Raw genomic sequence first — 23,844 nt, forward strand, 5'->3', positions numbered from 1 at the left:
CCAGCACTATTTCTAACCCGGTGGCGGAACGAACACCCACGGGTCTCGCGGCAGCGAAGCCGGGTCGTACTCCTCGAGTAGTTCGGCCATCGTGGATCCCGCGAGTCCGAGTGACTGAGCGATGAGCGCCATGGCATCGACGCCAAGTTCCCGTAGCTGCTGATAGGTCACCGCGCCGTCGCGCTTCGCGAGGCGCTGCCCGTCCGTGTTGAGCGCAACAGGCACATGGACGTACGTCGGCGGCTGGTTGCCGAGCAGAGTCGCGAGATACGCCTGGCGCGGAGCGGAGGGCAGCAGGTCCTCCCCTCGCACCACCTGATCGACGCCTTGCTGAGCGTCGTCGACCACGACGGCGAGGTTGTACGCGACCACACCGTCTCCGCGGCGCAGTACGAAGTCGTCGACCACGCCTTCGTACGTACCGTGCAGCTCGTCCTGGATCGTGAAATCCGGGAGCTCGCTCCGAAGACGAAGCGCCGCTGGTCGAACGGCAGCCTGGGCCAGTCGCTCGGCATCGCTCAGGTTGCGGCAGGTCCCGCGATAGATGCCGGGTGGTTCGTGCGGCGCTGACGGAGCCTCGAGGATCTCGCGCCGGGTGCAGTAGCACTCGTAGACGAGACCACGCCCTGCCAGCGAAGCGAGCGCCGCGTCGTACAGCCGTGCTCGCTCGGACTGGCGGACCACCGCGCCATCCCAGTCGAGACCCAGCGCCGCGAGGTCGGCGAGCTGTCGTTCTTCAGCTCCGGGCTGTACGCGGTCGAGATCCTCGATTCGGACCAAGAACTCGCGATCGGTTCGACGAGCGTGCAACCAGGCAAGAACCGCTGTGCGCAGGTTGCCAACATGCAGGTCACCCGAGGGGGACGGGGCGAATCGTCCGGCGGTCACAACGTGCGTCTCGGCAGAGTCAGATGAGCTGAGCTGCCAGCAGTCCGTCGCCGAGGGGAAGGAGGACACTGCGCAGGTTCTCGTCGTTCGCAACGCGCTGGAGCAGCTCGCGGATCGCGGTCGTCTCGGGGTCGCGCTGCGCGGGATCGGCGACGCGGTCGTGCCAGAGTGCGTTGTCGAACACGATGACGCCACCAGGACGTACGAGGCGGATCGCCTGGTCGAGGTACTCGCCGTACTCGACCTTGTCGCCGTCGAGGAACACCAGGTCGTAGCCAGCATCGGTCAGTCGAGGCATGACCTCGAGCCCGGCGCCAGCGATCAACCGGAACCGCTGCGGCGCAAAGCCCGCCTCGGTGAAGGTCTCGCGAGCGAGTCGCTGGTTCTCGGCTTCGAGATCGACAGAGGTCAGAACGCCGTCTGCCTGCATCCCGCGTAGGAGGCACAACCCAGAAACACCGGTGCCGGTGCCGATCTCGACGATCGACTTGGCATTGATTGCCGATGCGAGGAACGTCAGCGCCGCTCCGCCACCTGAGCCGATCGGTGAGACACCAACCTCTTCCGCACGGCCTCGGGCTGCCGCGAGGTGATCGTCCTCGGGGTTGAAGTCCTCGGCGTAGGCCAGGCTTGCTGCGGTGGTGATGGTCGGCTCCTTGGGTGGTGGTTGGGACCAGCGTAGTCGCGTGAAGCCCGAGGTACGGGGAGGCTGCCCATGAGACTTGTGGGGAACAGTCAGGTGGTTCTGTGCGTTCTCTCAGGTGAAGGGTCAACGATCAATGCATGACTGTGCTTCACGGGGAAGAGAATGAAGTGACAACGGCAACGCTTGAGTGGGACGACATCGTGGCGGAACACTCCGCGCGCGTCTACCGGCTTGCCTACCGCCTGACCGGCAATCGTCAGGACGCTGAGGACCTCACGCAGGACGTGTTCATCCGGGTCTTCCGCTCGCTCGACACGTACGAGCCCGGCAACTTCCCCGGCTGGTTGCACCGCATCACGACCAACTTGTTCCTCGACCGCGTACGCCGCAAATCGCGTCTGCGCATGGATGGCTTCGGCGAAGGTGCCGAGGATCGACTCCTCAGCGCCGAGGTCCTGCCTGAGTCGGCCGTGCACGATGCCAACTTCGACCCGGACATCGAGGCCGCACTGGCGTCGCTGTCCGACGAGTTCCGAGTGGCCGTTGTGCTGTGCGATGTCGAGGGTCTGTCGTACGAGGAGATCTCCGACGTCCTCGGCATCAAGCTCGGCACCGTACGTTCGCGCATCCACCGTGGCCGTACGCAGCTGCGAGCTGCCCTCGCACACCGTGCTCCGCGCAAGGGCCGCACTCGTTTCGTAGGGCCCCTCGGCGTCTAATGGCACACCTCGGAGCCGACGTCGCAGCGTATGTGGACGCACAGCTGTCCCCAGACGCCATGCGCGCGGCTTCGCGACACCTTGAGGATTGCAGGGCCTGCGACAAAGCCGTACGCCAGCAACGACTCCTGAAGTCCCGTATGAGCACGGTGACCGCTCCCGAGCCCCCCGCCGAGCTACTTGCTTCGCTCGCCGGACTTGCGGCTCAACCTCCCCATCACCAGACGTGGTGGGAGCGACTGCGTCACTCGGTTCCGTTCCGCGCCAGCATCGTCGTCGCCGGCGCATCGATCGCGGTCATGGTTGCCGCGTACGCGGTGGGTGGCGCTGACGACAACACGGTGGGCGACAAGGTCGCTCCGCCATTCGATCGCTATGCCGCGGACTTCTACGGTGCAGCTGCCGTCCAGGTTGGTGCAACGATCAGCGACACCAAGCTTCAGGATCTCGATCACGACGGCTGGCCGTGCAAGGAGACGCTCGGTGGTGACCTCGACCGTACGTCTGGCAGCTGGGCTGATGACGCTGTGGCGCTGAGCTATTCCAACGGCACGTCCAAGCTCAATCTGTTTGAGCAGACCGGCGTACTTGACCACACCAGCCTGGACGGCTTCGAGGCGTCAACGCTGGGCAAGTCAGACGTCTGGATCCGTGACGGATCGCCCATGCTTGTGACGTGGGATTACGACGGCGTCGTCTACACGATCGTCACGGACGCCGATCACGGTCGGGTTGTGCGAGCGGTGAACGAGCTGCCCCGAGGTTCCGGTTCCGAAGGCCCGGTGGACCGGGTCGGTGACGGACTGAACCGGATGACCGCCTGGATGGCAGCGGCTTAGGTCGACTCCGGGTCGTACGGGGGAGCCTCGTTGGGACGCAGGATGCGCGTCTCCTTCACGACGGCGGGTGTCGTATCGCCGAGGCCGCCGTCCTCGAGGAAGTTCTTGCGCACGACTTCGCGGGGATCGAGGTCCTTGAGGCTCAGACCTGAGAAGTCCTCGCCCATCTCCCGACCGAGGTCGTTCTTGGCGTTCTCGGCCATCTGCTTGACCGTACGGACGAATCCGCCGAACTGACGCGCGAGGTCAGGCAGTTTGTCCGGACCGAACACCAGCATCGCGACCATGGCGATGACGAGCATCTCCGGTACGCCGATGCCGAACATGTGAAGCCTTAGAGCCGACCGGCGGGTGCCAAGCCGAGCTGCATACCGGCGAGACCGCGTGAGCGACCGCTGAGCTGGTCGGCGATGCCCTGCAGGATCTTGGCGGCCTCGGAGTCCGGGTTGGTCGCGATGATCGGCTCGCCTGAGTCGCCGCCTTCACGCAGCTTCTCCTCGAGCGGCACCTGGCCGAGCACCGGCACGTCGTAGCCGAAGCGCGCGGTCAACGTCTCCGCGACCGCGGCAGCGCCGCCAGAGCCGAAGATTTCCATACGCTCACCGCTGGGGAGCTGGAAGTAGGACATGTTCTCGACGATGCCGACTACACGCTGATGCATCATCGACGCCATCGTTCCGGCACGCTCAGCGACCGAGGCGGCAGCGGGCTGCGGCGTCGTGACGACGAGAACCTCGGCGTTGGGCAGGTGCTGACCGAGGCTGATCGCCACGTCGCCCGTGCCTGGCGGGAGGTCGAGGAGAAGTACGTCGAGGTCGCCCCAGTAGACGTCGCTGAGCATCTGCAGCAGAGCACGGTCGAGCATCGGGCCGCGCCAAGCCACAACCTGGTTCTTGTTGGGCTTGAGCATGCCGATGCTGATGACCTTCATGCCCTTGACCGGTACGGGCATGATCATGTCTTCGACCTGGGTCGGGCGAAGGTCTCCGACGCCGAGCATGTCGGGGATCGAATGGCCGTAGATGTCGGCGTCGATGATGCCGACCTTGAGGCCGCGGTTCGCCATGGCGAGACCGAGGTTGACGGTGACCGTCGACTTGCCGACGCCACCCTTGCCCGAGGCAATGGCGAAAACCTTGGTGAGCGAGCCGACCTGGGCGAACGGAACTTCACGCTCGGTGTGGCCGCCACGCAGCATCTGCTGCATGCTCTTGCGCTGCTCGTCGTTCATGACACCCATGTCGACGACGACGTTGACGTCCGGCGCAACCGTGAGCACGGCTGCCGTGATGTCGCGGTTGAGCGTGTCCTTGAGCGGGCATCCGGAGACCGTCAGGAGGAGTCGCACGGTGATCTCGTTGTCACCAATGGTGATGCCGTCGACCATGCCGAGGTCGGTGATCGGACGCTTGATCTCAGGGTCGTTGACGGTGCTCAGGGCCTCGCGGACCTGTTCTTCAGTGACGGCTGCCATGCCCCCATCGTACGTGGGAGGTCGCGGACCGGAGGATGAGTGTGGCCTAACCGCCTGGATCGCAACCGCTAGTTCTTGGGCGGGGCCTTCTTGGCGGCCTTCTTGGGCTTTGCTGGCTCTTCGACCGGCTCGGCTTCTGGCTCCGGCTTGTCCTCGAGATCGGAGAGCAACCCACGCAGCTCGCTGCGGAGGAAGTCTCGGGTGGCAACTTCGCCGAGGCCGAGGCGCAGGCTGGCGACCTCGCGGGCGAGGAACTCCATATCAGCGTGCGACTGGGCGTTGGACTCGCGATCCTGCTCCTGCGTAACCCGGTCACGAGCCTCCTGGCGGTTCTGCGCCAGAAGGATCAGCGGCGCCGCGTACGACGCCTGCAGCGACAGGATCAGGGTCAGGAAGATGAACGGGTACGCATCCCAGCGCCCTCTGTCAGGCCCATAGGGGACGTTCCAGGCGATCCAGATGACCACGAAGATCGTCATGTAGGTGAGGAAGCGGGCCGTGCCCAGGAATCGGGCGAAGGTCTCGGCGAAACGACCAAAGCGCTCCGGATCGGCGTCGCGGCGTCGCCGGAACGCTCGCCGGTTCTCGCGGGGCTGGTCGAGGCGTGCGCGGTCAGCCATGTGTGACCACCTCCGACTCGGTCTGTGCGGCGTCGTCCTGCTCGCGCCAGCCTTCGGGCAGCAAGTGGTCGAGCACGTCGTCGATGGTCACCGCCCCGAGCAGATGTGCGTTCTCGTCGACAACGGGAAGCGCAACAAGGTTGTAGGCAGCGAGCAGGTTGGCAACGTGCTCGAGCGATGCGTCGGGACGTGGCCAGTCGATGTCGTTGTCCATGATCGCGCCGACGAGCGTGGATGGTGGCTCACGCAGCAGGGCCTGGAAGTGCACGACACCGAGGAAGCGACCGGTCGGAGTCTCGAGCGGCGAACGGCACACGTAGATCATCGCTGCGAGTGCGGGGATGATCTCGGGCTCGCGGAGTCGAGCGAGCGCCTCGGCGAGGGTTGCATCGGGCGGGAGTACGACCGGTTCGGTCGTCATCATTCCGCCGGCCGTGCGCTCTTCGTACTTGAGCAGTCGGCGTACGTCTTCGGCGTCTTCGGGCTGCATCAGTCCGAGGAGGTGCTCTGCGCCCTGCGGTGACAGCTCTCCGAGGAGGTCGGCCGCGTCGTCGGGGTTCATCTCTTCGAGGACGTCGGCAGCGCGATCGGGATCGAGTACGCCGAGGATCTCAACCTGGTCCTTCTCGGGCATTTCTTCGAGGACATCGGCGAGGCGTTCGTCGTCGAGCTCGGCGACAACTTCCATGCGGCGCTTCGGGTTGAGGTCGCGCAGGGCGTTGGCAAGGTCGGCAGGTCGCATCTCGTCCATCGTGGCGAGGAGGTGCGTTGCACCCTGGCCTGCTTCTTCGCCGCCGAGGCCTTTGACTTCGTCCCACTCGAGAACCTGCTGGGCGCCACGGCGGCCGAACCGCTTGCCACCGGCCTGCACAGCGATGTCGCTGATGTGCCAATCGCGGCGCGAGTCCTGCTCCATCGCGAGGTCGTAGACCGTCGCGGATGTGCCGTCGGGGAGCGTCACGGTGCGGTCAAACAGCTCATGGATGGCGAGTGTCTCTGTGCGGCGCTGCTCGAAGCGGCGGACGTTGAGGACGCCAGTCGTGATGATCTGACCGGAGTTGACCGAGGTGACGCGGGTGATCGGCAGGAAAACCCGACGCCGGCCCAGCACCTCGACGACGATGCCGAGCACACGCGGGCGCTGCTTTGCCGAGCGAACGGCGACCACGACGTCGCGAAGCTTGCCGACCTGATCGCCAGCGGGGTCAAAAACTGCCTGCCCGACGATGCGGGAAAGGAAGACGCGGCCTGGTGTGGTGCTCATGCCGATACCTCCGTCGCTTCGTGGGTTCGCCCAAACCCTACCGTCGAGCACACCACTGGGTGCGGCCCCGCTGACATGCCAAACTGGGGTGATGGCGCTGGAATCTGTCGACGATCACTTCTCCAGAGTGCTTCGTGAACGCCCGGTCACCGATCAACCTGTCGGTGGAGTCGCTGATCCGACGGCCCTGCTGACGTATTTCGACGCCCAGCTTGAGAGCCGTCACCTCGACTTTGCACTGCGCTGGTTGCAGACACAGGGGCACGCGTACTACACGATCGGCTCTGCCGGCCACGAGAGCAATGCTGCTGTTGCGATGGCTTTGCGTCCCACCGATCCTGCGTTGCTTCACTACCGATCGGGCGGATTCTTCTCCGCACGTGCGCGCCAGGTCGATGGCTCCACGCCGATCGAGGACGTGCTCAACAGCGCCACCGCATCGGTGCTCGACCCGATCTCCGGTGGTCGGCACAAGGTCTTCGGCAGCGTCAGCCTCAACGTCATTCCCCAGACCTCCACGATCGGTTCGCACCTGCCGCGCGCGTTCGGGCTCGCCTTCGCTCTCGGTCGTGCAGCTGGCGCAGACATGACGCCGAACTGGCCACTCGACTCTGTCGTGGTGTGCAGCTTTGGCGACGCATCTGCCAATCACTCCACCGCGGTGGGCGCGCTCAACGCCTCGGCCTATTGCGCGCACCAAGGCGTACCGCTTCCGATCCTGTATGTCTGCGAGGACAACGGCATCGGCATCAGCACCAAGTCGCCGGCTGGCTGGGTTGAACGGTCTTTGCAGTCAATGCCTGCCATCGAGTACGCCGCCGCTGACGGTACGAAGCCAGGCGAGCTCCTCGCGACTGCGAAGCACTTGGCCGAGCTCGTACGCACCGAACGGCGGCCCGCGGTGCTGCATCTCAAGACTGTGCGCTTTATGGGTCACGCAGGGTCCGACGCCGAGATCGCCTATCGGACGACGCGCGAGATCGAGGACGAATACGCGCTCGACCCGCTGCTGGCAACCGCCAGGGAGCTTATCGAGGCCGGTGTCCTCAGCGCCGCCGATGCGCTGGCTCGCTATGAAGATGTCCGCCAGACCGTCATGGAACGAGCCAAGAGCATCTCCGGAGTACGGCGTCTCAGTTCATCGCGAGCCATCACCACGCCGATCACCGCCCGAGCAGCAGTAGTGGCTCCGACCGCGTCGGTCGAGCGCCGGGCGCTGGCCTTTGGCGCCAAGCCGCCGGAGCTCGAGGGCGACCTCACGCTCGCACAGACGATCAACGCATCGCTGAAGGATGCGCTAGCCGCACGTCCCGAGGCCCTCGTGTTCGGTGAGGATGTCGCCAAGAAGGGCGGCGTCTACGGCGTCACTCGCGGTCTGCGCAAGTCGTTCGGTGGCACTCAGGTGTTCGACACGTTGCTCGACGAGCAGACGATCCTCGGCACCGCGCTTGGTGCGGCACTCGCTGGGTTCGTGCCGATTCCGGAGATCCAGTACCTCGCCTACCTCCACAACGCCGAGGACCAGCTCCGCGGCGAAGCGGCAACGTTGCGCTTCTTCTCCAATGGTCAATACACGAACGGCATGGTCGTACGCGTCGCCGGACTGGCCTACCAAAAGGGCTTCGGCGGGCACTTCCACAACGACAACTCGGTCGCGGTGCTGCGTGACATCCCGGGAGTCGTGCTCGCCGTGCCCAGCCACCCCGGAAATGCCGCCGGACTGTTCCGCGAATGTCTCGCCCTCGCTGCCGAGGGCCGTGTGTGCGTGTACCTCGAGCCCATCGCGCTCTATCACCGCCGTGACCTGCACGAAGGCGATGGCGCGTGGCTCGCTCCGTATGCACCGCCCGAGGAGTGGACTCAGGACACCACCTCGGCGCCGGGTCAGGTGCTGACGATAGGCGATGGCACCGACGTCCTCTTGGTGACGTTTGGCAATGGCGTACCCATGAGCCTCCGCGCGTCCACCGTGCTTGCGGACGAGGGAATCAGCAGCACTGTTCTGGACCTTCAGTGGCTGTCACCGCTGCCTCGAGAAGAGTTGCTGCGAGTCGCGGCGCGGTTCGCGCGGGTGCTGGTCGTCGACGAGACCCGCGAGAGCGGCGGCGTGTCCGAATCCGTGATCACGGCTCTGGTCGATGGGGGATATGACGGCACCGCTCGCCGAGTAACCAGCGTCGACAGCTTCATTCCGCTCGGTCCGGCGGCAGATCACGTATTGCTGTCCGAGGCCGACATCGTTGGGGCCGTGCGAGCGCTGGTCTCCGAAACGATTTAGCTGCGCGAGAGGTGCGGCGACGTCCTCTTGAGCGACGATGAGACGTCATCGGCGAGCGTGACCTTCCCGGTGGGAACCAGGCGTACGACGACCGACTCGCGACCCCATCGCTCGATCGCGTTGTCGGCATCGACAACGTTGAGTCGGCCGGACTTCAGTGCTTCGGTGACCGCTTCCCAGTGCTCGGACTCGGGAGTGATGACCTCGACCCGTGCCTCGGCCTGAGCGACCAGAGCCCGGGTCGCTTTGCTCCGCAACGACAGCGTGACGGTCTGGTGCTTGTCGATGTTGGGGAGCGGTTGTTCGCCGCCGCCGGTGACAGCGCAGACGGCGTCGCCGACCCACTCATGCCAGATGGCGTGCGTGTGGTTGGCGTACCCGACCCAGACCAGTCCGGACTTCTTCGCGAGGTCAGCGATCAGGTCAGTTGGCTGCACAGGTCAACTGTAGAGCCGGGTCAGCGTACGGCGGCGGTCTTGGCGCCACGAGACCTGCGGGTCTCGACGCGCACGGAAGGAGTCATTGCTGCTTCCTGCTCAGCGAGACGCTGCACGAAGGCGCCGATCTCGTTGATCGCGGTACGCGCCTCGGGCAGCCATGAAGCTGCTGCCTGGAAGACGTGAATCTGGCGATCCCACACCTGCAGATCGCACGGCACGCCAGCAGACACGAGGCGATTGGCCATCAGCTCGGCATCCGCCATGAGGACTTCGCGTGAGCCGATGTGGATCAGCGCGGGCGGCATGTCGCCGAGGGGCATGTCTACGGGGCAGGTGCGCGTGCCCTCGATCCCGCGGCGAGTATCCATACGCAGGGCGACGTCGCTGAGCTTGGCCACGGCGTGGACCGGGAACAGCTGGCAGCGGTTGGCGTTGCGGTGGTTCTTCTTGCCTGTGGGGTCGAAGTCGAGCAGCGGTGAGATGGCAACAACACCCGCCGGGCGGCCCCAGCCCTCATCCATCACGACTCGGGCAACGCTGAACGCGAGGTAGCCGCCAGCCGAGTCGCCAGCGATCGTGATGTTCTCAGGCTTGTAGCCCTGTTCCATCAGCCAGCGGAAACCCTCGACGCCATCGGCGATCGACTCGGTGATCGGTTCGTACGGCATCTGCCGGTAGCCGACGTTGAGCACGGGCTGGTCGGACGCGTAGGAGATGCGGGAGACGAGGCGGCGATGGGTGTTGAGGCCGCAGGTCAGGAAGGCGCCGCCGTGGAAGTAGAGGATCGCTCCGGGATTGCCGTGGGCGACGTCTTCGACACCCTTGGCCTGGAGCCATTCGCTATTGCAGTCGCTGAGCTCGACCGTGCGCCACTTCGTACCGGCGTGGACGGGCAACAGACGAGCGATGTGGTCGACGACGTTCGGCGGGAACAGATCGAATGGCAGTCGTGCCCATAGGCCGAGCAGCGGGCGGACAGTGTGGCGAACGCCGAAGCCGAGAGCGCGTGATTGAACACTTGCTCCCCGGAAGAACTGCGGCTCGGCGGCCAGACTCAGATGTGCCATTCCCGTAGGTGTCCCTTCGACAGTTTGCAAACAACCGTTTACCGAACGTTTACGCTGTGTGACTTGCGTCATCCGCGATCGTTAGCGTACTGCGAGCGTTCCTAATTCCGCGGGAGGATCAACAAATGTCGTTTATGCCACCTACGGACTCGATGTTCCTGCTGGCCGAGTCGCGTGAGCACCCGATGCACGTCGGTGGCCTCCAGCTGTTCGTGCCGCCCGAGGGCGCGGGCCCAGAGTTCGCTCGGGATCTGCTCGATTCGTTCCGCGGCACCGACAACGTTTCGGCACTTTTCCGCAAGCGACCGGCCGAACCGGTCAGCTCCCTCGGCAACACCTGGTGGTCGGTCGACGAGACGATCGACTACGACTACCACGTACGACACTCGGCAGTTCCGCAGCCGGGACGCATCCGCGAACTCCTCCAGCTAACGTCGCGTTGGCACGGAGCGCTGCTCGACCGGCACCGCCCTCTGTGGGAGGCGCACCTCGTCGAGGGTCTCTCCGACGGACGTATCGCGGTCTACAGCAAGATCCACCACTCGATGGTCGACGGCGTATCTGCGCTCAAGTTGATGCAGCGGTCATTGAGCACCGACCCCAAGGCGCAGGACTGCATCCCGCCGTGGAGCCTTCCGCCTCGTACTCGTGCCGGTAGTGGCGAGGGCAAGAGCTTCGACCCGTGGGGCATTCTGCGTGCGGCTGGCGGTGTCGCCGGGGAGCTTGCCGGTCTCGTGCCGACCGGCGTCAAGATCGCCAACCAAGTCTTCCGTGACGGTGACGTCACCTTGCCGCGAGCACCCAAGACAATGCTCAACGGTCAGGTCGGAGGCGCGCGCCGCTTCGCCGCTCAGTCCTGGGCGATCGAGCGCATCCAGGGCGTTGCGAAGCAGTCCGGCACCACACTCAACGATGTCGTGCTGGCCATGGTGTCGGGCGCCCTTCGCGAGTACCTGCTGGAGCAGAACGCCCTGCCCGACGAGCCGATGACCGCGATGGTCCCGGTGTCACTCGCCCTGCGGGCCGAGTCGGCTGGCAAGGAGAGCGGCGACGGCAACGCAGTGGGCGCGATCATCGTCAACCTCGCCACGAACCGTCAGCATGGTCCAACCCGGCTCGAGGAGATCGCCACCTCATCGCGCCAGGCGAAGAAGATCATGGGCGATCTCACGCCTCTGCAGATCCTTGCGCTGTCAGCCGCGCAGGTACTTCCGTTGGCGATGACGCCGATCCCCGGCTTCGTGAAGTACGCGCATCCGCCGTTCAACGTGATCGTGTCCAACGTCCCCGGTCCGACCGAGGAGATGTATTTCAACGGCGCGCGACTCGACGGCATGTACCCCGTGTCGATCGTCCTCGACGGTCAGGCGCTCAACATCACGCTGACCAGTCGCAAGGGCTTCCTCGACTTCGGACTCATCGGCTGCCGCAAATCAGTCCCGCACCTGCAGCGACTGCTGACGCACCTCGAGACGTCTCTCGAAGAGCTCGAAAAGGCCTGGGGCTAACTACTCGGCAGGAGCCTTGGCCCACCGGTTGGCCAGGAGCTGGTGGCTCGGGGTGTCCTCGAGCGACTCCATCGACTCGTAGATGCGTTGGTACGAGGTCTCAGCGATGAGCCACTTGCCGTCAACACGGCGGTAGCGGTCGCTGTAGTAACCGGCGCCACGGATCAGCACCTTGAAGTCGGTCGCCATCACAGTGTCCTCGAAGCCCCACGAGGCCTCCGCAGTGTCGCCGTCGATGTCGATCTCCGGGTGATGCGCGAAGTGCGCCGTGATGATGTCGTTGCCGAGCTTCTCGCTCATGAATCCGACGATCGCGTCGCGACCCACGAGGGCGTCCAGGTCGCCGTACACCTTGGTGCCGTAGCGACCGACGACGTCGTCGGTGAACGTGTCACCGAACTCATCCCAGAGCTTCAGGTCGAGCGTCCGGAAGTAGCGGTACTTGAGGCGGCGGATTTCTTCGAGCGATTCCAGGTCCATCCCCGAAGCATCGCAGCGAGCACCGCCCAAAACAAGAACCTGTTCTAGATTCGTGTGTGGGTCGTGTCTGGCCTCAAGTCGGTGGGTGCTGCATATTTGCGGCGACGTCGGTGCCGGATCTAGAGCACGATGCGCAAGATGGCGATGGCCAGAATGAGGTCGCCGAGGACGATGAGCAGGATGCCGCGGCCCATCAGCGAGTCGATGCGGGCGTTCGTCGGCATCTGTGGGTCGTATGCGACCCGTACCTTCTTGCCCACCTCTGGGCTCATCGTCGAGCCGTCTGGCGAGGTGACGTCAAGGGTCGTGCCGTCGGCTGTCGTGAATCGGAACGACGCGTGCTTGTAGCGGTCGAGCCAGCTCGTGCCGCCTGACCAGCTGGTGACTTCCCCTTCGGCCCGCGGCGATCGTCCGGAGGTGATCAGCCGATAGGACCCGGCTGCCGACATGCTGATGCCAACTATGAGGAGGCAAGCGGTGAGCAGGTCCATGGCGTCATCGTGGCACGCGGCAAACGTGGTGGGCGGGCAAACCGGCACACTGTCTGGGTGAACGCGTTCCTCGCCATTGTTGCGATCCTCGGCGTGTCCGCCTCGGGGCCGTTGATGGCTGGAGCGGTCGCGCCAGCGCTGGCAATTGGGTTCTGGCGCAATGCGCTGGGAACGCTCGCGGTCGCGCCGTTCGCGGCTCGTACGGTTCGCTCCGAGCTCAGGCTGCTGGACCGCGCGGGATGGCGTGACGTGGCACTCGCCGGCCTCATGCTGGCTCTGCACTTTGCCACCTGGATCACGGCGCTCAAGATGACATCGGTCGCTGCGGCGACGGCCATGGTCAGCATGCAGGTCGTGTTCGTCGTCATCATCGATCGGTTGAGGGGCGAGCCCACGCCGGCCGCCGTGATCGGCGGAGTGTCCATCGCGGTCGCAGGCGTGCTGGTCATCACGGGTGTCGACTTCTCACTATCGGCCCGGGCTCTCTCCGGTGACCTGCTCGCCCTGCTCGGCGGGCTCACTGCGGCGATCTACCTAATGGCAGGCAGTCGCGTACGGGAGCGCGTGAGCACGACGTCGTACACGGTGGTTTGTTATGGCATCTGTGCCGTGCTGCTGCTCGCAGGGTGTCTCGTGGCGCAGGTCGAGATGGTCGACTTCTCGCGCAACACGTGGCTCGCGATCATCGGCGTGACAATCTGCGCCCAGCTGCTCGGGCACTCGGTGCTCAATCACTTGCTGGCTGTCATGAGCCCGGCGCTCATCTCGTTGCTGCTGCTCCTGGAGGTTCCGGGGGCGGCAATCCTTGCGGGGATCTTCCTCGATCAGACGCCGCCGATCGGTGTGTACGTCGGCCTCGCGCTGATCCTCGGTGGGCTGGTTCTCGTCGTGCTCCGTCGCCCAGCACCCTCAGTCGTCCTCGCGGAGTAGTTTGGTGGTCAAGGTCACCCGCCGCAGGACAGGCAAAGAAAGTTACTTGCCGGTAGAGTCGGCTGGTCACCGCCAAGCAACGCATAGGAGCCCATGATGGGTCGTCTCGTCCAGACCGAAGGTCTCACCGAAGAACAGCAGGAGATCCTCAAGGTCGTCCGGCAGTTCGTCGAGAAGGAGATCATTCCTGTTGCGACGGAGCTCGAGCACAAGGATGAGTACCCGACGGCAATCGTCGAGGGTCTCAAGGAGCTCGGCATCTTCGGCTTGATGATCCCCGAGGAGTACGACGGACTCGGCGAGTCGCTGCTGACATACGCGCTGGTGGTTGAAGAAATCGCCCGCGGCTGGATGAGCGTCTCCGGCGTCATCAACACCCACTTCATCGTTGCCTACATGCTCATGCAGCACGGCACCGAAGAGCAGAAGCAGAAGTACCTCCCCAAGATGGCGACCGGCGAAGTACGCGGCGCATTCTCGATGTCGGAGCCGGGCTGCGGATCGGACGTCGCGGCGATCACCTCCAAGGCGGTCAAGGGCGACGACGGCAACTACACAATCGACGGCCAGAAGATGTGGCTGACCAACGGTGGCTCGTCCAACCTGGTCGCCGTGCTGGTCAAGACCGACGAGGGCAGCGACTCGGTCTACAAGAACATGACGACGTTCCTCGTCGAGAAGGAGCCGGGCTTCGGCGAGACTGCTCAGGGCGTCACCGTCCCGGGCAAGATCGAGAAGATGGGCTACAAGGGCGTCGACACCACCGAGATGATCTTCGAAGGTCACAAGATCTCGGCGGACCAGATCCTCGGTGGCGAGCCCGGCAAGGGCTTCTACCAAATGATGGACGGTGTCGAGGTCGGCCGCGTCAACGTCGCCGCCCGCGCTGTCGGCGTTGCCAACCGTGCCTTCGAGCTTGGCGTCTCCTACGCCCAGCAGCGCGTGACGTTCGGCAAGAAGATCGCCGAGCACCAGGCAGTGCTGTTCCGTCTCGCGGAGATGGGCACCAAGATCGAGGCCGCTCACGGCATGGTCGTCACCGCCGCTCGCAAGAAGGATTCGGGCGAGCGCAACGACCTCGAGGCGGGTATGGCGAAGTACCTCGCCAGCGAGTACTGCTCGCAGGTCGTCGAAGATTCGTTCCGCATTCATGGCGGCTACGGCTTCAGCAAGGAGTACGAGATCGAGCGCCTCTACCGCGAGGCGCCGATGCTTCTGATCGGCGAAGGCACCGCAGACATCCAGCGGATGATCATCGGTCGCCGGTTGCTGGAAGACTACAAACTCTGACTCACCCAGCTGACCTATGAAGGTGGCCTGCCATGCCTGAGCTCTTCTCCCTCGAATATCCGCAGTCGCTCGGTATCTACGACAAGTACGCCGATGCGCAGAAGGCTGTGGACTACCTCTCGGACAACGAGTTTCCGGTGCAGAACTGCCTGATCGTCGGCACCGAGCTGCGTCAGGTCGAGCGCGTGACGGGTCGACTGACCTGGAGCCGCGTTCTTCTGGCTGGCGCCGCGTCAGGTGCGTGGCTGGGCCTGTTGATCGGCCTTCTGCTCAGCATCTTCACCGATAGCAAGTCGTTCGCAGCGACAGTGCTCTTCGGCCTTAGCTTCGGTGTCATCTTCGGCATCGTCTCCGGCGCCATGGGTTATGCCGCAACGCGTGGTCAGCGCGACTTCAGCTCGGTCCAGAAGGTCGTTGCCACCAAGTACGAGGTTCTCGTCGAACACAAGCACCTTGCGGCGGGCCAGGAGCTCCTCGCCAAGATGCCCGGCAAGAAGGTTGATCTCTAAGAATGTCGAAGACCAATCCTGGCAACTTCTTTGAGGACTTCGCGATCGGGCAGGTGCTTCGCCACGCGACGCCCCGCACAGTGACTGAGGGCGACCGCGCTCTCTATGGCGCGGTCTACCCGACTCGCTTCGCGGTGCCTTCGTCGGCGGCCTTCGCCGCGTCGGTCGGGCTGAGCCCGGCTCCAGTCGAGGACCTCATCGCGTTCCACATCGCGTTCGGCAAGACCGTCCCCGACATCTCGCTCAACGCGATCGCCAACCTCGGCTATGCCGAGTGCCGCTTCCACCAGCCGGTCGTCCCCGGCGACACGATCTCGACGCAGTCCGAGGTCATCGGACTCAAGCAGAACTCCAACGGCAAGAGCGGCGTCGTCTACGTACGGTCGACCGCAACCAACCAGCGCGACGAGGTCGTTCTCGATTGGGCGCGTTGGGTCATGGTCCACAAGCGGGATCAGGACGCTCCGGCTCCTGAGACGGTCGTGCCCGACCTCGCCGATGCTGTGGCGGCTGACGACCTGCTGATTCCTGCGGGACTCGACTTCACCTCGTACGACGATGTCGCCGCGGGGGAGCCGCACCGCTTTGCCGACTACGAGGTCGGCGAGAAGATTGACCACGTCGATGGCGTGACGATCACCGATCCCGAGCACATGCTGGCTACTCGCCTCTGGCAGAACACCGCGAAGGTGCACTTCAACACTGAGGCTCGACCCGACGGCACGCGTCTGGTCTACGGCGGTCACGTGATCTCTCTTGCGCGTGCCCTGTCGTTCAACGGCCTCGCCAATGCTCAGCTCATCGCGGCGATCAACGCCGGCGCACACACGGCGCCTGCTCTCGCCGGTGACACGGTCTACGCGTGGTCTGAGGTGCTCGACAAGGCCGAGACCAGCGCACCGGGTGTTGGCGCACTGAGGCTGCGACTGGTCGCCACCAAGGGTCGCGATGAGTCGATGACCCTGCGCGGAGACGATGGCAAGTACGCCGCCGGAGTACTCCTCGACTTGGACTACTGGGCTCTTGTCCCACGCTGACGCAGAAGTTGAGGATCAGCTGTGGCTCGTACGCCACGGCGAGACTGAGTGGAGCGCCAACGGTCGTCACACGTCGACGACGGACCTGCCTCTGACCGCGAATGGCGAAGCCGCTGCGCTGAAGTTGGTTGACGCGCTGAGCGGAATCGAGTTCGAGCAGGTGCTGACGAGCCCGCGACAGCGCGCCGTTCATACGGCTGAGCTTGCGGGGTTCCCCGATGCCGAGGTCGACGACGATCTGGTGGAGTGGGCCTACGGCGACTACGAGGGTCTGACCACGGTCCAGATCCGCGAGACCGTGCCCGACTGGACGATCTGGACTCACCCCAGTCCCGGCGGTGAAACCGGCGAACAGGTCTCGGAACGGCTCGACCGGGTTATCGCCAAAGCACGTGCCGTCGAAGGCAAGACGCTGGTATTCGCACACGGTCACTCGCTGCGGGCGCTCGCCGTTCGGTGGCTCGGCCTCGACATCGCCGAGGGTCAGCGGTTCGTCCTGGACACGTCGACGGTGTCGGTCTTGGGCGTAGACCGTGGCACTCAGGTCGTCCGCAGCTGGAATGTCTCACCCGGCGGATAGCCTGAGCTTGTGACCATCGATCTGCATACGCATTCCAGCAAGTCCGATGGCACGGATTCGCCGACAGAGTTGATCAACAACGCAGTGGCCGCTGGGCTTGAGATCGTGGCACTCACTGACCACGACTCGACCGAGGGTTGGGTTGAGGCGCAGAGCGCTGCAAAGCGCGCAGGCATCCAGCTGGTCAAGGGCATTGAGGTGTCCACACGCTGTGACGGCGTCAGCGTCCACCTGCTCGGCTATGACTTCGATCCCAAGAACAAGCCGCTGCTCACCGAGCTCGGCAAGGTGCTCGATGGCCGCAACTCACGCCTTCCCGCGATACTCGAACGGCTCCGGGGGCTCGGCATCGACATTGACGTCAAGGACGTCCGTCGGCACTCCACCAATGCGGCCGCTTCGGGCCGACCGCATGTCGCAGATGCAATGGTCGAGCTAGGTGTGGTCTCCAGTCGCGACGAGGCCTTTGCGCACTACTTGACGCCAGGCAAGCCGGCTTACGTCGACCGCTATGCCGCCCCCTTGGACCATGCGATTGCCCTGATCAATGCCGCGGGAGGCAAGACCGTGCTGGCTCACCCGTGGTCGCGGGGGAGCAAGCGGGTCCTCACCAAGTCCCGCATCGCTTCCCTCAAGGAGATCGGCCTCGACGGCCTCGAGGTCGACCACAACGATCATGGCGAGGAAGATCGAGCGCATCTGGGTCAGATCGTGCGTGAGCTCGACCTCGTACGTACGGGGTCCAGCGACTATCACGGCACCGGCAAGGTCGGCTTCGATCTCGGCTGCAACACCACCGCATACGACGAGTTCCACCGCCTCTTCAGCTGAGCCTCAAGGGTTAGGCGGAGGGGCCGAACTGTTCGACGCGGACGTTCTCGTCGGAGATGCCAGCGTCGCCCAGGATGCGACCGGCAAAGCTGACGAACCCGACGGAGCCGCAGACATACGCGCGCTGGGCGCCGAAGGCGAGGGCTTTGACCTCATCGGGATAGATGTGCGCGGCCACCCGATCGTGATGGTTCTCCCTGGTCAGGGCGACGAGCGCCCCGTACGACTCGAGCTCGTCGACATACGGGAGTCGCTCACGGGTCTGTGCCGACGCGATGACTCTGAGCCGCGGGTCGATGCCAGTGCGTTGGGCGTATCGCATCATCGAGACGAACGGTACGACACCAGAACCTCCGCCAATGCAGATCGACGGGACGTCGTCATTCCAGACGAACCAGCGTCCGATCGGCCCGCGCAGTTCGAACTCGTCGCCGACCTCGGCAATCTCGTGGAGGAACGGCGAGACCTCACCCCGCGGCAGAACCTCGACCATGATCTCGACGAGCGGATCGTCGGGATCAGAGGCGATCGAGTACGAGCGCTGGGCTGTGTAGTCATCGGGCGCGCGCAGCCGTACGACGTAGTGCTGGCCCGGACGGTGCGGCGTGCGATCGGCGACTTCGAACCGGATCTTCACGAGTTGGTCGGTGGGTCGCTCGATCTCGCGCACGATGCCCGTGGTCCACGATCGGCCGACGGGGACCGAGGTCATGCATCACCTTGGTAGCGCTGTTCAAGCCAGGGGTCGCCGCGATCGTGGTAGCCGTTACGTTCCCAAAAGCCCGGCTCATCGTGGTCAAGGAAGTCGATACGGGTGATCCACTTGGTCGACTTCCAGAAGTAGAGATGCGGCACCAGCATGCGTACGGGCCCGCCGTGCTCCTGAGCGAGCGGCTTCCCATCAAACTCCCAGACAATCCAGGATTTGCCGTCGAGGACATCGTCGATCGGCAGGTTGGTCGTGTATCCCGTCGTTGCTGTGGCGACGATGTGCGTCGCTTCGGGCTTCGGTCGTGCGACCTCAAGCAGGGTGTCGAGGCTGACGCCGCCAAAATGTGTGTCGAACTTCGACCAGGTCGTCACGCAGTGGATGTCGCCGTTGTACGAGGACGCCGGGAGAGCGCGGAGCTCGTCCCAGGTCCAGTTAGTCGGCTGCTCGACGAGGCCACCGATCGCGAGCTCCCACGTAGTGAGATCGATATGCGGGGCAAGCTCGGCTGTCAGGACTGGCCAGCTGGAGCCGGTGTCATACTGGCCCGGAGGTAGACGCTCGTCGGCGCCTTTCCTTTCCCGGCCAGTGAACCCACGGGTCACGCCCATCAGCAGTGCTCCTCTAACTGTGGCTGTTCAAGAAGGGTAGCCAGGCTTCGACAAGTCCCTCGGGGTTCTCGACGCCTGGGGAGTGCACGCTGTTGCCAATGACGTGGACAGCGGTGCCAAGGCGTTCGGCCATCGACGCCTGTACGTCGTGGCCCCACGCGTCGTCGTCCTGACCGCGACCAACCCAGATCGGCAGGTCCAGCGCTTTGACCTGATCGATGATGTCGGGCGCATCGAGCAGAAGTTGGGTGATGGCCTTCAGTGACGGCACCGAGTTGCTCGTGAACCGTTTGGCGAGGAAGCGCGTGATCTGAGCGGGACGCCGTACGCCCTGCTCGCGCACTTCGTGGATTTGGAGCAGCGGCACCTTGCCAAGTGCTTGCAACAGCATCTTCAGTGGTCGGTGCGGGCTTTCGCCGAGAGCGCCGGGTCCCGTGCCGAGCAGGCTGAGGGAACGCCATGACGCAGGGCTGTCGACGGCTGCCCGCTGTGCGACGAGTCCGCCGAACGAGTGACCCAGGAGATGCGTCGGTGCAGGTGAGGCCGCCTTTGCGACGGCGATCGCGTCACGCGCGAATCCGGCAAGGGTGAAGTCGTCGTCGGGCCGCGCGACAGTCTCGTACTGGCCGCGCTGGTCATACGCCGTGACATCGAAGCCAGCTGCGGCGAGAAGTGGAAGGACTTGGGTGAAGTCCTCCTTGCTGCCCGTCCAGCCCGGTACGAGGAGGATGTGGCCGCGCGGGTTGTCGATGCGCGCGATGTGCGCCGCGAAGTTGGTTCCCTCGGCGTGGATCGTCACGGCCTCCACACCGGAAGGGATCTCCAGCGTCTTGGGAATGCTCATGCTTGTCTCAGCGGCCGCGCTTGGCGACGCGGGTCACGAGACCCTTCGGCAGGTAGCGCGCCAGCACGCTGAGCACCTTGTAGCGGACCGACGGGATCGACACCGACTTGCCCTTTTCGAGGTCCTTGAGTGAGGTCTTGACGACCTTGTCGGCCTTGAGCCACATCCACTTGGGTACGCCCGAGACATCCATCTTGCCGCGCTGGTGGAACTCCGTACGTACGAAGCCCGGACACAACGCCATCACCGAGATGTTGACGTCGGCGTAGTGCACGTTGGCCCATTCGGAGATGTTGAGCAGCCACGCTTTGTGGGCTGAGTAGACGCCCCGCGGTGTGTAGGCGGCGACACTCGAGACATTGATGATCTGCCCGCCGCGGCGACCCGCCATGACCTTGATCGCTGCGTCCATGAGGTGCATCGGAGCGCGTACGAGTAGGTCGAGCTGATTGTCCTCGTCAGCGATGGACGTCGTACCGAACCAGCCTGCGAGGGACGAGCCGGCGTTGTTGACCAGCAGGTCGATCGGAGTCGTCGTGTCCGTCAGCGCGTTGACGGTGCGGGCGAGACCCTCTTCGGTCGCGAGGTCTGCCGTGATGACGTCGACATCGATGCGGTGTTTGGTGCTGAGTTGCGCCGCGATCGCCTCGAGTCGCTCGGTGTTGCGGGCGACCAGCACGAGGTCATATCCGCGCCGGGCGAGCTCCCGGGCGTACGCGTTGCCGATGCCTGCAGTGGGCCCAGTGATCAGCGCGCGACGTGTCATGGAGCCAAGCATGCCAAACCCCTACGGTGAGCCGCCGTCTGGTCGAGAGTGGCGGTGACACAATGGCGGGCGTGACGACAACGATTGCGGTGGCGAACCAGAAGGGCGGGGTCGCCAAGACGACGACTGTGGCGTCCTTGGGGACCGCACTTGGTGAGCTCAAGCAGCGAGTCCTGCTGGTCGACCTCGACCCCCAGGGAAGTCTCACGTTCTCGCTCGGCATCGATCCCGAGGACCTCGACGTCACCGTCGCAGACGTCCTGCTGGGCACCTCGCTGGCCGAGGACGCGATCGTCATCACCGACGATGGTCTCCACTTGCTGCCGTCGAACCTCTCGCTCGGCAGTGCTGAGGAGCAGCTCGTCGGACGTACAGGTCGTGAGCAGCGGCTCCGGGTGGCTCTGGACAAGGTCGCCGCCGACTACGACTGGATCCTGCTCGACTGCCCGCCAGCGCTGGGCGTTCTCACGGTCGGTGCTCTGTCGGCCGCAGACTCAGTGCTCATCCCGATTCAGGCCGAAACCCTTGCGCACCGCGGCGTCGGCCAACTGCTCGACACCATCCACGACGTCCGCCAGTTCATCAATTCCAAGCTGACCGTGATGGGTGTGCTGCCGACGATGTATGACGGTCGTACGACGCACGCACAGAACGTCGTACGAGCCATCGGCGAGACGTACGAATTGCCGGTCATCACCCCGCCGATCCCGCGGACGATTCGGTTTGCCGAGGCGCCTGCGTACGGTCGGTCGATCCTGGATACGGCGACCACGCACAAAGGCGCGGACGCCTACCGCCAGGTCGCTGCGGCGATGCTCGCCGCACAAGGCTGAACCGAGCCCGGCCAGTAGGCCCCCGCGATAAGATTGGGGTCATGTCCAAGCACCGTGCTCAGCATCGTGCGCCCCGCCGCAAGGGGCGTATCGCTGCCGTCGTGCTCGCACTTGGACTGACGGCAGGCGCGGGAAGCGCCGCGGCGATGGGCGTGATCCCACAGCTGCAAACCCCTGAACCGGCCACGGCATCGGATGCGCTCGCACCTGCGGCGATCGAGACAGCGTCACTCGAAAAGCTCGAGATCCCGAAGCCCAAGGTGACCCCAGCGGCCCAGACGGTGGAGGCAGCGCCCGATGCGGCGACGCTGCCGGCTGGATCCGGCACCGGCTATCGGATCGTCTTCGACCAGAGCGATCAGCGCGTCTGGCTCGTCGAGAGTGACGGATCGGTCGAACGTACGTACCTCGTGTCGGGCAGCAAGTTCAACAACCTGCAGCCCGGTTCGTACCAGGTGCAGTCGAAGTCCCGTACGGCCAACGCGTTCGATGGCAGCGGCACGATGGAGTACTTCGTACGCTTCGCCACCGGGTTCAGCGAGCCGATCGGCTTCCACAGTGTGCCGAAGGACCACTCCGGCCAGCTTGAGCAGACCAAAGAGCAGCTCGGCACTCGCTTGTCAGCCGGATGCGTACGTCAGTGGCTGCCCGACGCGATTGCCTTGTGGGACTTCGCCCCCATCGGCACCCGCGTCGTCGTAACAGCCTGAGCTAGTCCTGCTTGGCGACCGGTGCGCCACCGCGTGAACGGTTGCGGTTGCGCTTGCGAGGCGTGCGAGGTGCGCCGTCGCCCGAGCTAGTCGATGCCGACGCAGTTGCGGCCTGCTTCTGCTCGCCACCACCGCCGCGCTGACCACCACCGGAACGCTGGCCTCCGCCGCCGCCGCTGCGACCACGGCCACCGCGGTCGTCGTCCTTCTTGGGCTCACGGGGCGAGGCTGCCTTCAGGCGACCCTTGACTCCGCGGTCGATGCCGAGATCGTGGAACAGGTGATCTGACGTCGAGTAGGTCTCCTGCGGCTCGTCGAACGGCAGTCCGAGAGCTGAGTTGATGAGCTTCCAGCGCGTCAGGTCAGCCCAGTCGACAAACGTCACAGCGATGCCGGATGCGCCAGCGCGACCCGTACGGCCGATGCGGTGGACGTACGTCTTGTCGTCCTCGGGGCAGTTGTAGTTGATGACGTGCGTGATGCCGGCGACGTCGATGCCACGAGCGGCAACGTCGGTCGCGACGAGGATGTCGATCTTGCCCTCGCGGAAGCGGGTCAGCGCCTTCTCGCGAGCGGGCTGAGCCATGTCGCCGTGCAGCGGCGAAGCCGGGAAGCCGCGGTCGATGAGCTCATCAGCCACACGCTGCGCTGTGCGCTTGGTGCGGGTGAAGATGATGACGCGACCCACGTCGTCGGCCTGCAGGATGCGGCCAACGATCTCGGGCTTGTCCATGTCGTGCGCCTGCCAGACGAACTGTGCCGTTGCGGGCACCATCTGGCTGTCATCGTCGCCGGACTCGGCGCGAATGTTCATGGGGTGACGCATGTGCTTGCGGGCCAGACCAACGATCGCGCCCGGCATGGTCGCCGAGAACAGCATCGTCTGGCGGGTCTCGGGTGTGCGAGCCAGCAGCGACTCGACGTCAGGCAGGAAGCCCAGGTCGAGCATCTCGTCGGCCTCGTCGAGGACGAGCGACTTCACGTGCGACAGGTCGAGTGCGCCGCGGTTGGCGAGGTCGAGGAGTCGACCCGGCGTACCAACGACGATGTCGACGCCGGACTCGAGAGCGTCGAGCTGTGTCTCGTACGGGACGCCGCCGTAGATCGTGAGGTTGCGCGTACCGCGCAGCTTGGAGGCCACGGCGATGTCGCTGGCGACCTGGATGGCGAGCTCACGCGTGGGAGCAACGATCAGGGCCTGCGGCTTGCCAGCAACGACCTGGTCGTAGTCGGCGTCGTGGGGTGCAACGGTGCGCTGGATGACGGGGATGCCGAACGCCAGCGTCTTGCCGGTTCCGGTACGCGCCTGTCCGATCAAGTCGGTGCCCATCAGTGCGACCGAAAGGGTCATCTCCTGGATGGGGAAAGCTTCTTCGATGCCGACCTCTTTGAGAGCGTCGGCGATCTCGGGCATGACGCCCAGATCTCTAAACGTAGTGATTGTCTTCTCGAATTCTTCGGATGCATGAGATTCTCAGAC

Annotated in this window: 27 protein-coding genes; 12 read left to right on the forward strand and 15 right to left on the reverse strand. The window is 64.7% G+C overall.

Going from position 1 to position 23,844, the window contains the following annotated elements; translation table 11 throughout:
• Positions 1-12: 12 nt before the first annotated feature.
• Both gluQRS and J2X11_RS05625 read right to left on the reverse strand, forming a co-directional pair.
• Positions 13-888 carry a tRNA glutamyl-Q(34) synthetase GluQRS gene (gluQRS, locus tag J2X11_RS05620; RefSeq protein WP_309967727.1) on the reverse strand — a complete coding sequence of 292 codons (876 nt, stop codon included), beginning with the start codon at positions 886-888 and terminating at the stop codon, positions 13-15.
• Between the two features lie 19 nt (positions 889-907).
• Complete coding sequence (locus J2X11_RS05625) at positions 908-1,627, reverse strand: O-methyltransferase (RefSeq protein ID WP_396127870.1); 720 nt, start codon at positions 1,625-1,627, stop codon at positions 908-910.
• Between the two features lie 44 nt (positions 1,628-1,671).
• Between J2X11_RS05625 and sigE the strand changes: the two genes are divergently transcribed.
• The gene (gene sigE, locus J2X11_RS05630) at positions 1,672-2,253 is read left to right on the forward strand and encodes an RNA polymerase sigma factor SigE (RefSeq protein WP_309967730.1); all 582 of its coding nucleotides are present in this window, start codon (positions 1,672-1,674) and stop codon (positions 2,251-2,253) included.
• Complete coding sequence (locus J2X11_RS05635) at positions 2,253-3,092, forward strand: anti-sigma factor family protein (protein ID WP_309967733.1); 840 nt, start codon at positions 2,253-2,255, stop codon at positions 3,090-3,092. The genes sigE and J2X11_RS05635 overlap by 1 nt, the downstream gene beginning before the upstream one ends.
• On the opposite strand, the gene J2X11_RS05640 is transcribed toward J2X11_RS05635, so the two are convergent.
• From J2X11_RS05640 to J2X11_RS05655, 4 genes are all read right to left on the reverse strand, one after another.
• Entirely contained in the window at positions 3,089-3,418 is a 330-nt protein-coding gene (locus J2X11_RS05640; protein ID WP_309967736.1) for a sec-independent translocase, read from the reverse strand. The two genes, J2X11_RS05635 and J2X11_RS05640, sit on opposite strands and share 4 nt — an antisense overlap.
• A gap of 8 nt (positions 3,419-3,426) precedes the next feature.
• Positions 3,427-4,566 (reverse strand): Mrp/NBP35 family ATP-binding protein, encoded by a 1,140-nt coding sequence (locus J2X11_RS05645; protein WP_309967739.1) that lies wholly within the window; start codon positions 4,564-4,566, stop codon positions 3,427-3,429.
• Between the two features lie 68 nt (positions 4,567-4,634).
• Positions 4,635-5,186, reverse strand: coding sequence for a DUF1003 domain-containing protein (locus J2X11_RS05650; protein ID WP_309967742.1), 552 nt, complete (start codon positions 5,184-5,186; stop codon positions 4,635-4,637).
• A complete protein-coding gene (locus J2X11_RS05655) occupies positions 5,179-6,450 on the reverse strand; it encodes a magnesium transporter MgtE N-terminal domain-containing protein (protein ID WP_309967744.1) in 1,272 nt (423 codons plus the stop codon). Before J2X11_RS05655 ends, J2X11_RS05650 begins: the two co-directional genes overlap by 8 nt.
• A gap of 91 nt (positions 6,451-6,541) precedes the next feature.
• Between J2X11_RS05655 and J2X11_RS05660 the strand changes: the two genes are divergently transcribed.
• Entirely contained in the window at positions 6,542-8,728 is a 2,187-nt protein-coding gene (locus J2X11_RS05660; RefSeq protein ID WP_309967747.1) for a thiamine pyrophosphate-dependent enzyme, read from the forward strand.
• Here the strand turns inward: J2X11_RS05660 and J2X11_RS05665 are convergent.
• Both J2X11_RS05665 and J2X11_RS05670 read right to left on the reverse strand, forming a co-directional pair.
• Positions 8,725-9,165 carry a hypothetical protein gene (locus J2X11_RS05665; RefSeq protein WP_309967750.1) on the reverse strand — a complete coding sequence of 147 codons (441 nt, stop codon included), beginning with the start codon at positions 9,163-9,165 and terminating at the stop codon, positions 8,725-8,727. The genes J2X11_RS05660 and J2X11_RS05665 overlap by 4 nt on opposite strands.
• Before the next feature lie 20 nt (positions 9,166-9,185).
• Positions 9,186-10,235, reverse strand: a complete 1,050-nt coding sequence (locus tag J2X11_RS05670; RefSeq protein WP_309967753.1) for an alpha/beta hydrolase — start codon at positions 10,233-10,235, stop codon at positions 9,186-9,188.
• Between the two features lie 125 nt (positions 10,236-10,360).
• Between J2X11_RS05670 and J2X11_RS05675 the strand changes: the two genes are divergently transcribed.
• A complete protein-coding gene (locus J2X11_RS05675; protein WP_309967755.1) occupies positions 10,361-11,743 on the forward strand; it encodes a WS/DGAT/MGAT family O-acyltransferase in 1,383 nt (460 codons plus the stop codon).
• On the opposite strand, the gene J2X11_RS05680 is transcribed toward J2X11_RS05675, so the two are convergent.
• Positions 11,744-12,223 (reverse strand): nuclear transport factor 2 family protein, encoded by a 480-nt coding sequence (locus J2X11_RS05680; protein WP_309967757.1) that lies wholly within the window; start codon positions 12,221-12,223, stop codon positions 11,744-11,746.
• A 119-nt stretch (positions 12,224-12,342) separates the two neighbouring features.
• Positions 12,343-12,714 carry a DUF3592 domain-containing protein gene (locus J2X11_RS05685; protein ID WP_309967761.1) on the reverse strand — a complete coding sequence of 124 codons (372 nt, stop codon included), beginning with the start codon at positions 12,712-12,714 and terminating at the stop codon, positions 12,343-12,345.
• A 57-nt stretch (positions 12,715-12,771) separates the two neighbouring features.
• On the opposite strand from J2X11_RS05685, the gene J2X11_RS05690 reads away from it, so the two are divergent.
• The 6 genes from J2X11_RS05690 to J2X11_RS05715 all read left to right on the forward strand — a co-directional run bounded on the left by J2X11_RS05690 (position 12,772) and on the right by J2X11_RS05715 (position 17,891).
• On the forward strand, positions 12,772-13,644 hold the full coding sequence (locus J2X11_RS05690; protein WP_309967764.1) for a DMT family transporter: 873 nt from the start codon (positions 12,772-12,774) through the stop codon (positions 13,642-13,644).
• A 96-nt stretch (positions 13,645-13,740) separates the two neighbouring features.
• Entirely contained in the window at positions 13,741-14,934 is a 1,194-nt protein-coding gene (locus J2X11_RS05695; RefSeq protein WP_309967766.1) for an acyl-CoA dehydrogenase family protein, read from the forward strand.
• A gap of 32 nt (positions 14,935-14,966) precedes the next feature.
• A complete protein-coding gene (locus J2X11_RS05700) occupies positions 14,967-15,443 on the forward strand; it encodes a YflT domain-containing protein (RefSeq protein WP_309967769.1) in 477 nt (158 codons plus the stop codon).
• A 2-nt stretch (positions 15,444-15,445) separates the two neighbouring features.
• Positions 15,446-16,480: a MaoC family dehydratase gene (locus J2X11_RS05705; protein WP_309967772.1), complete on the forward strand. Its 1,035-nt coding sequence runs from the start codon at positions 15,446-15,448 to the stop codon at positions 16,478-16,480.
• The gene (locus J2X11_RS05710) at positions 16,467-17,060 is read left to right on the forward strand and encodes a histidine phosphatase family protein (protein WP_309967776.1); all 594 of its coding nucleotides are present in this window, start codon (positions 16,467-16,469) and stop codon (positions 17,058-17,060) included. The genes J2X11_RS05705 and J2X11_RS05710 overlap by 14 nt, the downstream gene beginning before the upstream one ends.
• Positions 17,061-17,069: 9 nt before the next feature.
• Entirely contained in the window at positions 17,070-17,891 is an 822-nt protein-coding gene (locus J2X11_RS05715) for a PHP domain-containing protein (protein WP_309967779.1), read from the forward strand.
• A gap of 10 nt (positions 17,892-17,901) precedes the next feature.
• Here the strand turns inward: J2X11_RS05715 and J2X11_RS05720 are convergent, their stop codons facing one another.
• The 4 genes from J2X11_RS05720 to J2X11_RS05735 are packed head-to-tail and all read right to left on the reverse strand — an operon-like array spanning position 17,902 to position 20,821.
• The gene (locus J2X11_RS05720; RefSeq protein ID WP_309967782.1) at positions 17,902-18,603 is read right to left on the reverse strand and encodes an FAD-binding oxidoreductase; all 702 of its coding nucleotides are present in this window, start codon (positions 18,601-18,603) and stop codon (positions 17,902-17,904) included.
• Positions 18,600-19,211 (reverse strand): sulfite oxidase-like oxidoreductase, encoded by a 612-nt coding sequence (locus J2X11_RS05725; protein WP_309967784.1) that lies wholly within the window; start codon positions 19,209-19,211, stop codon positions 18,600-18,602. Before J2X11_RS05725 ends, J2X11_RS05720 begins: the two co-directional genes overlap by 4 nt.
• Before the next feature lie 13 nt (positions 19,212-19,224).
• Positions 19,225-20,055: an alpha/beta fold hydrolase gene (locus tag J2X11_RS05730; RefSeq protein ID WP_309967787.1), complete on the reverse strand. Its 831-nt coding sequence runs from the start codon at positions 20,053-20,055 to the stop codon at positions 19,225-19,227.
• A 7-nt stretch (positions 20,056-20,062) separates the two neighbouring features.
• Positions 20,063-20,821: an SDR family NAD(P)-dependent oxidoreductase gene (locus tag J2X11_RS05735; protein ID WP_309967791.1), complete on the reverse strand. Its 759-nt coding sequence runs from the start codon at positions 20,819-20,821 to the stop codon at positions 20,063-20,065.
• Positions 20,822-20,883: 62 nt separating this feature from the next.
• Between J2X11_RS05735 and J2X11_RS05740 the strand changes: the two genes are divergently transcribed.
• Both J2X11_RS05740 and J2X11_RS05745 read left to right on the forward strand, forming a co-directional pair.
• Entirely contained in the window at positions 20,884-21,654 is a 771-nt protein-coding gene (locus tag J2X11_RS05740) for a ParA family protein (RefSeq protein WP_309972288.1), read from the forward strand.
• A 41-nt stretch (positions 21,655-21,695) separates the two neighbouring features.
• A complete protein-coding gene (locus tag J2X11_RS05745; protein ID WP_309967795.1) occupies positions 21,696-22,364 on the forward strand; it encodes a L,D-transpeptidase in 669 nt (222 codons plus the stop codon).
• A gap of 1 nt (position 22,365) precedes the next feature.
• On the opposite strand, the gene J2X11_RS05750 is transcribed toward J2X11_RS05745, so the two are convergent.
• A complete protein-coding gene (locus tag J2X11_RS05750) occupies positions 22,366-23,778 on the reverse strand; it encodes a DEAD/DEAH box helicase (protein WP_309967798.1) in 1,413 nt (470 codons plus the stop codon).
• Positions 23,779-23,844: the final 66 nt, after the last annotated feature.

This window comes from Aeromicrobium panaciterrae (assembly GCF_031457275.1).
Lineage (GTDB): Bacteria > Actinomycetota > Actinomycetes > Propionibacteriales > Nocardioidaceae > Aeromicrobium > Aeromicrobium panaciterrae_A.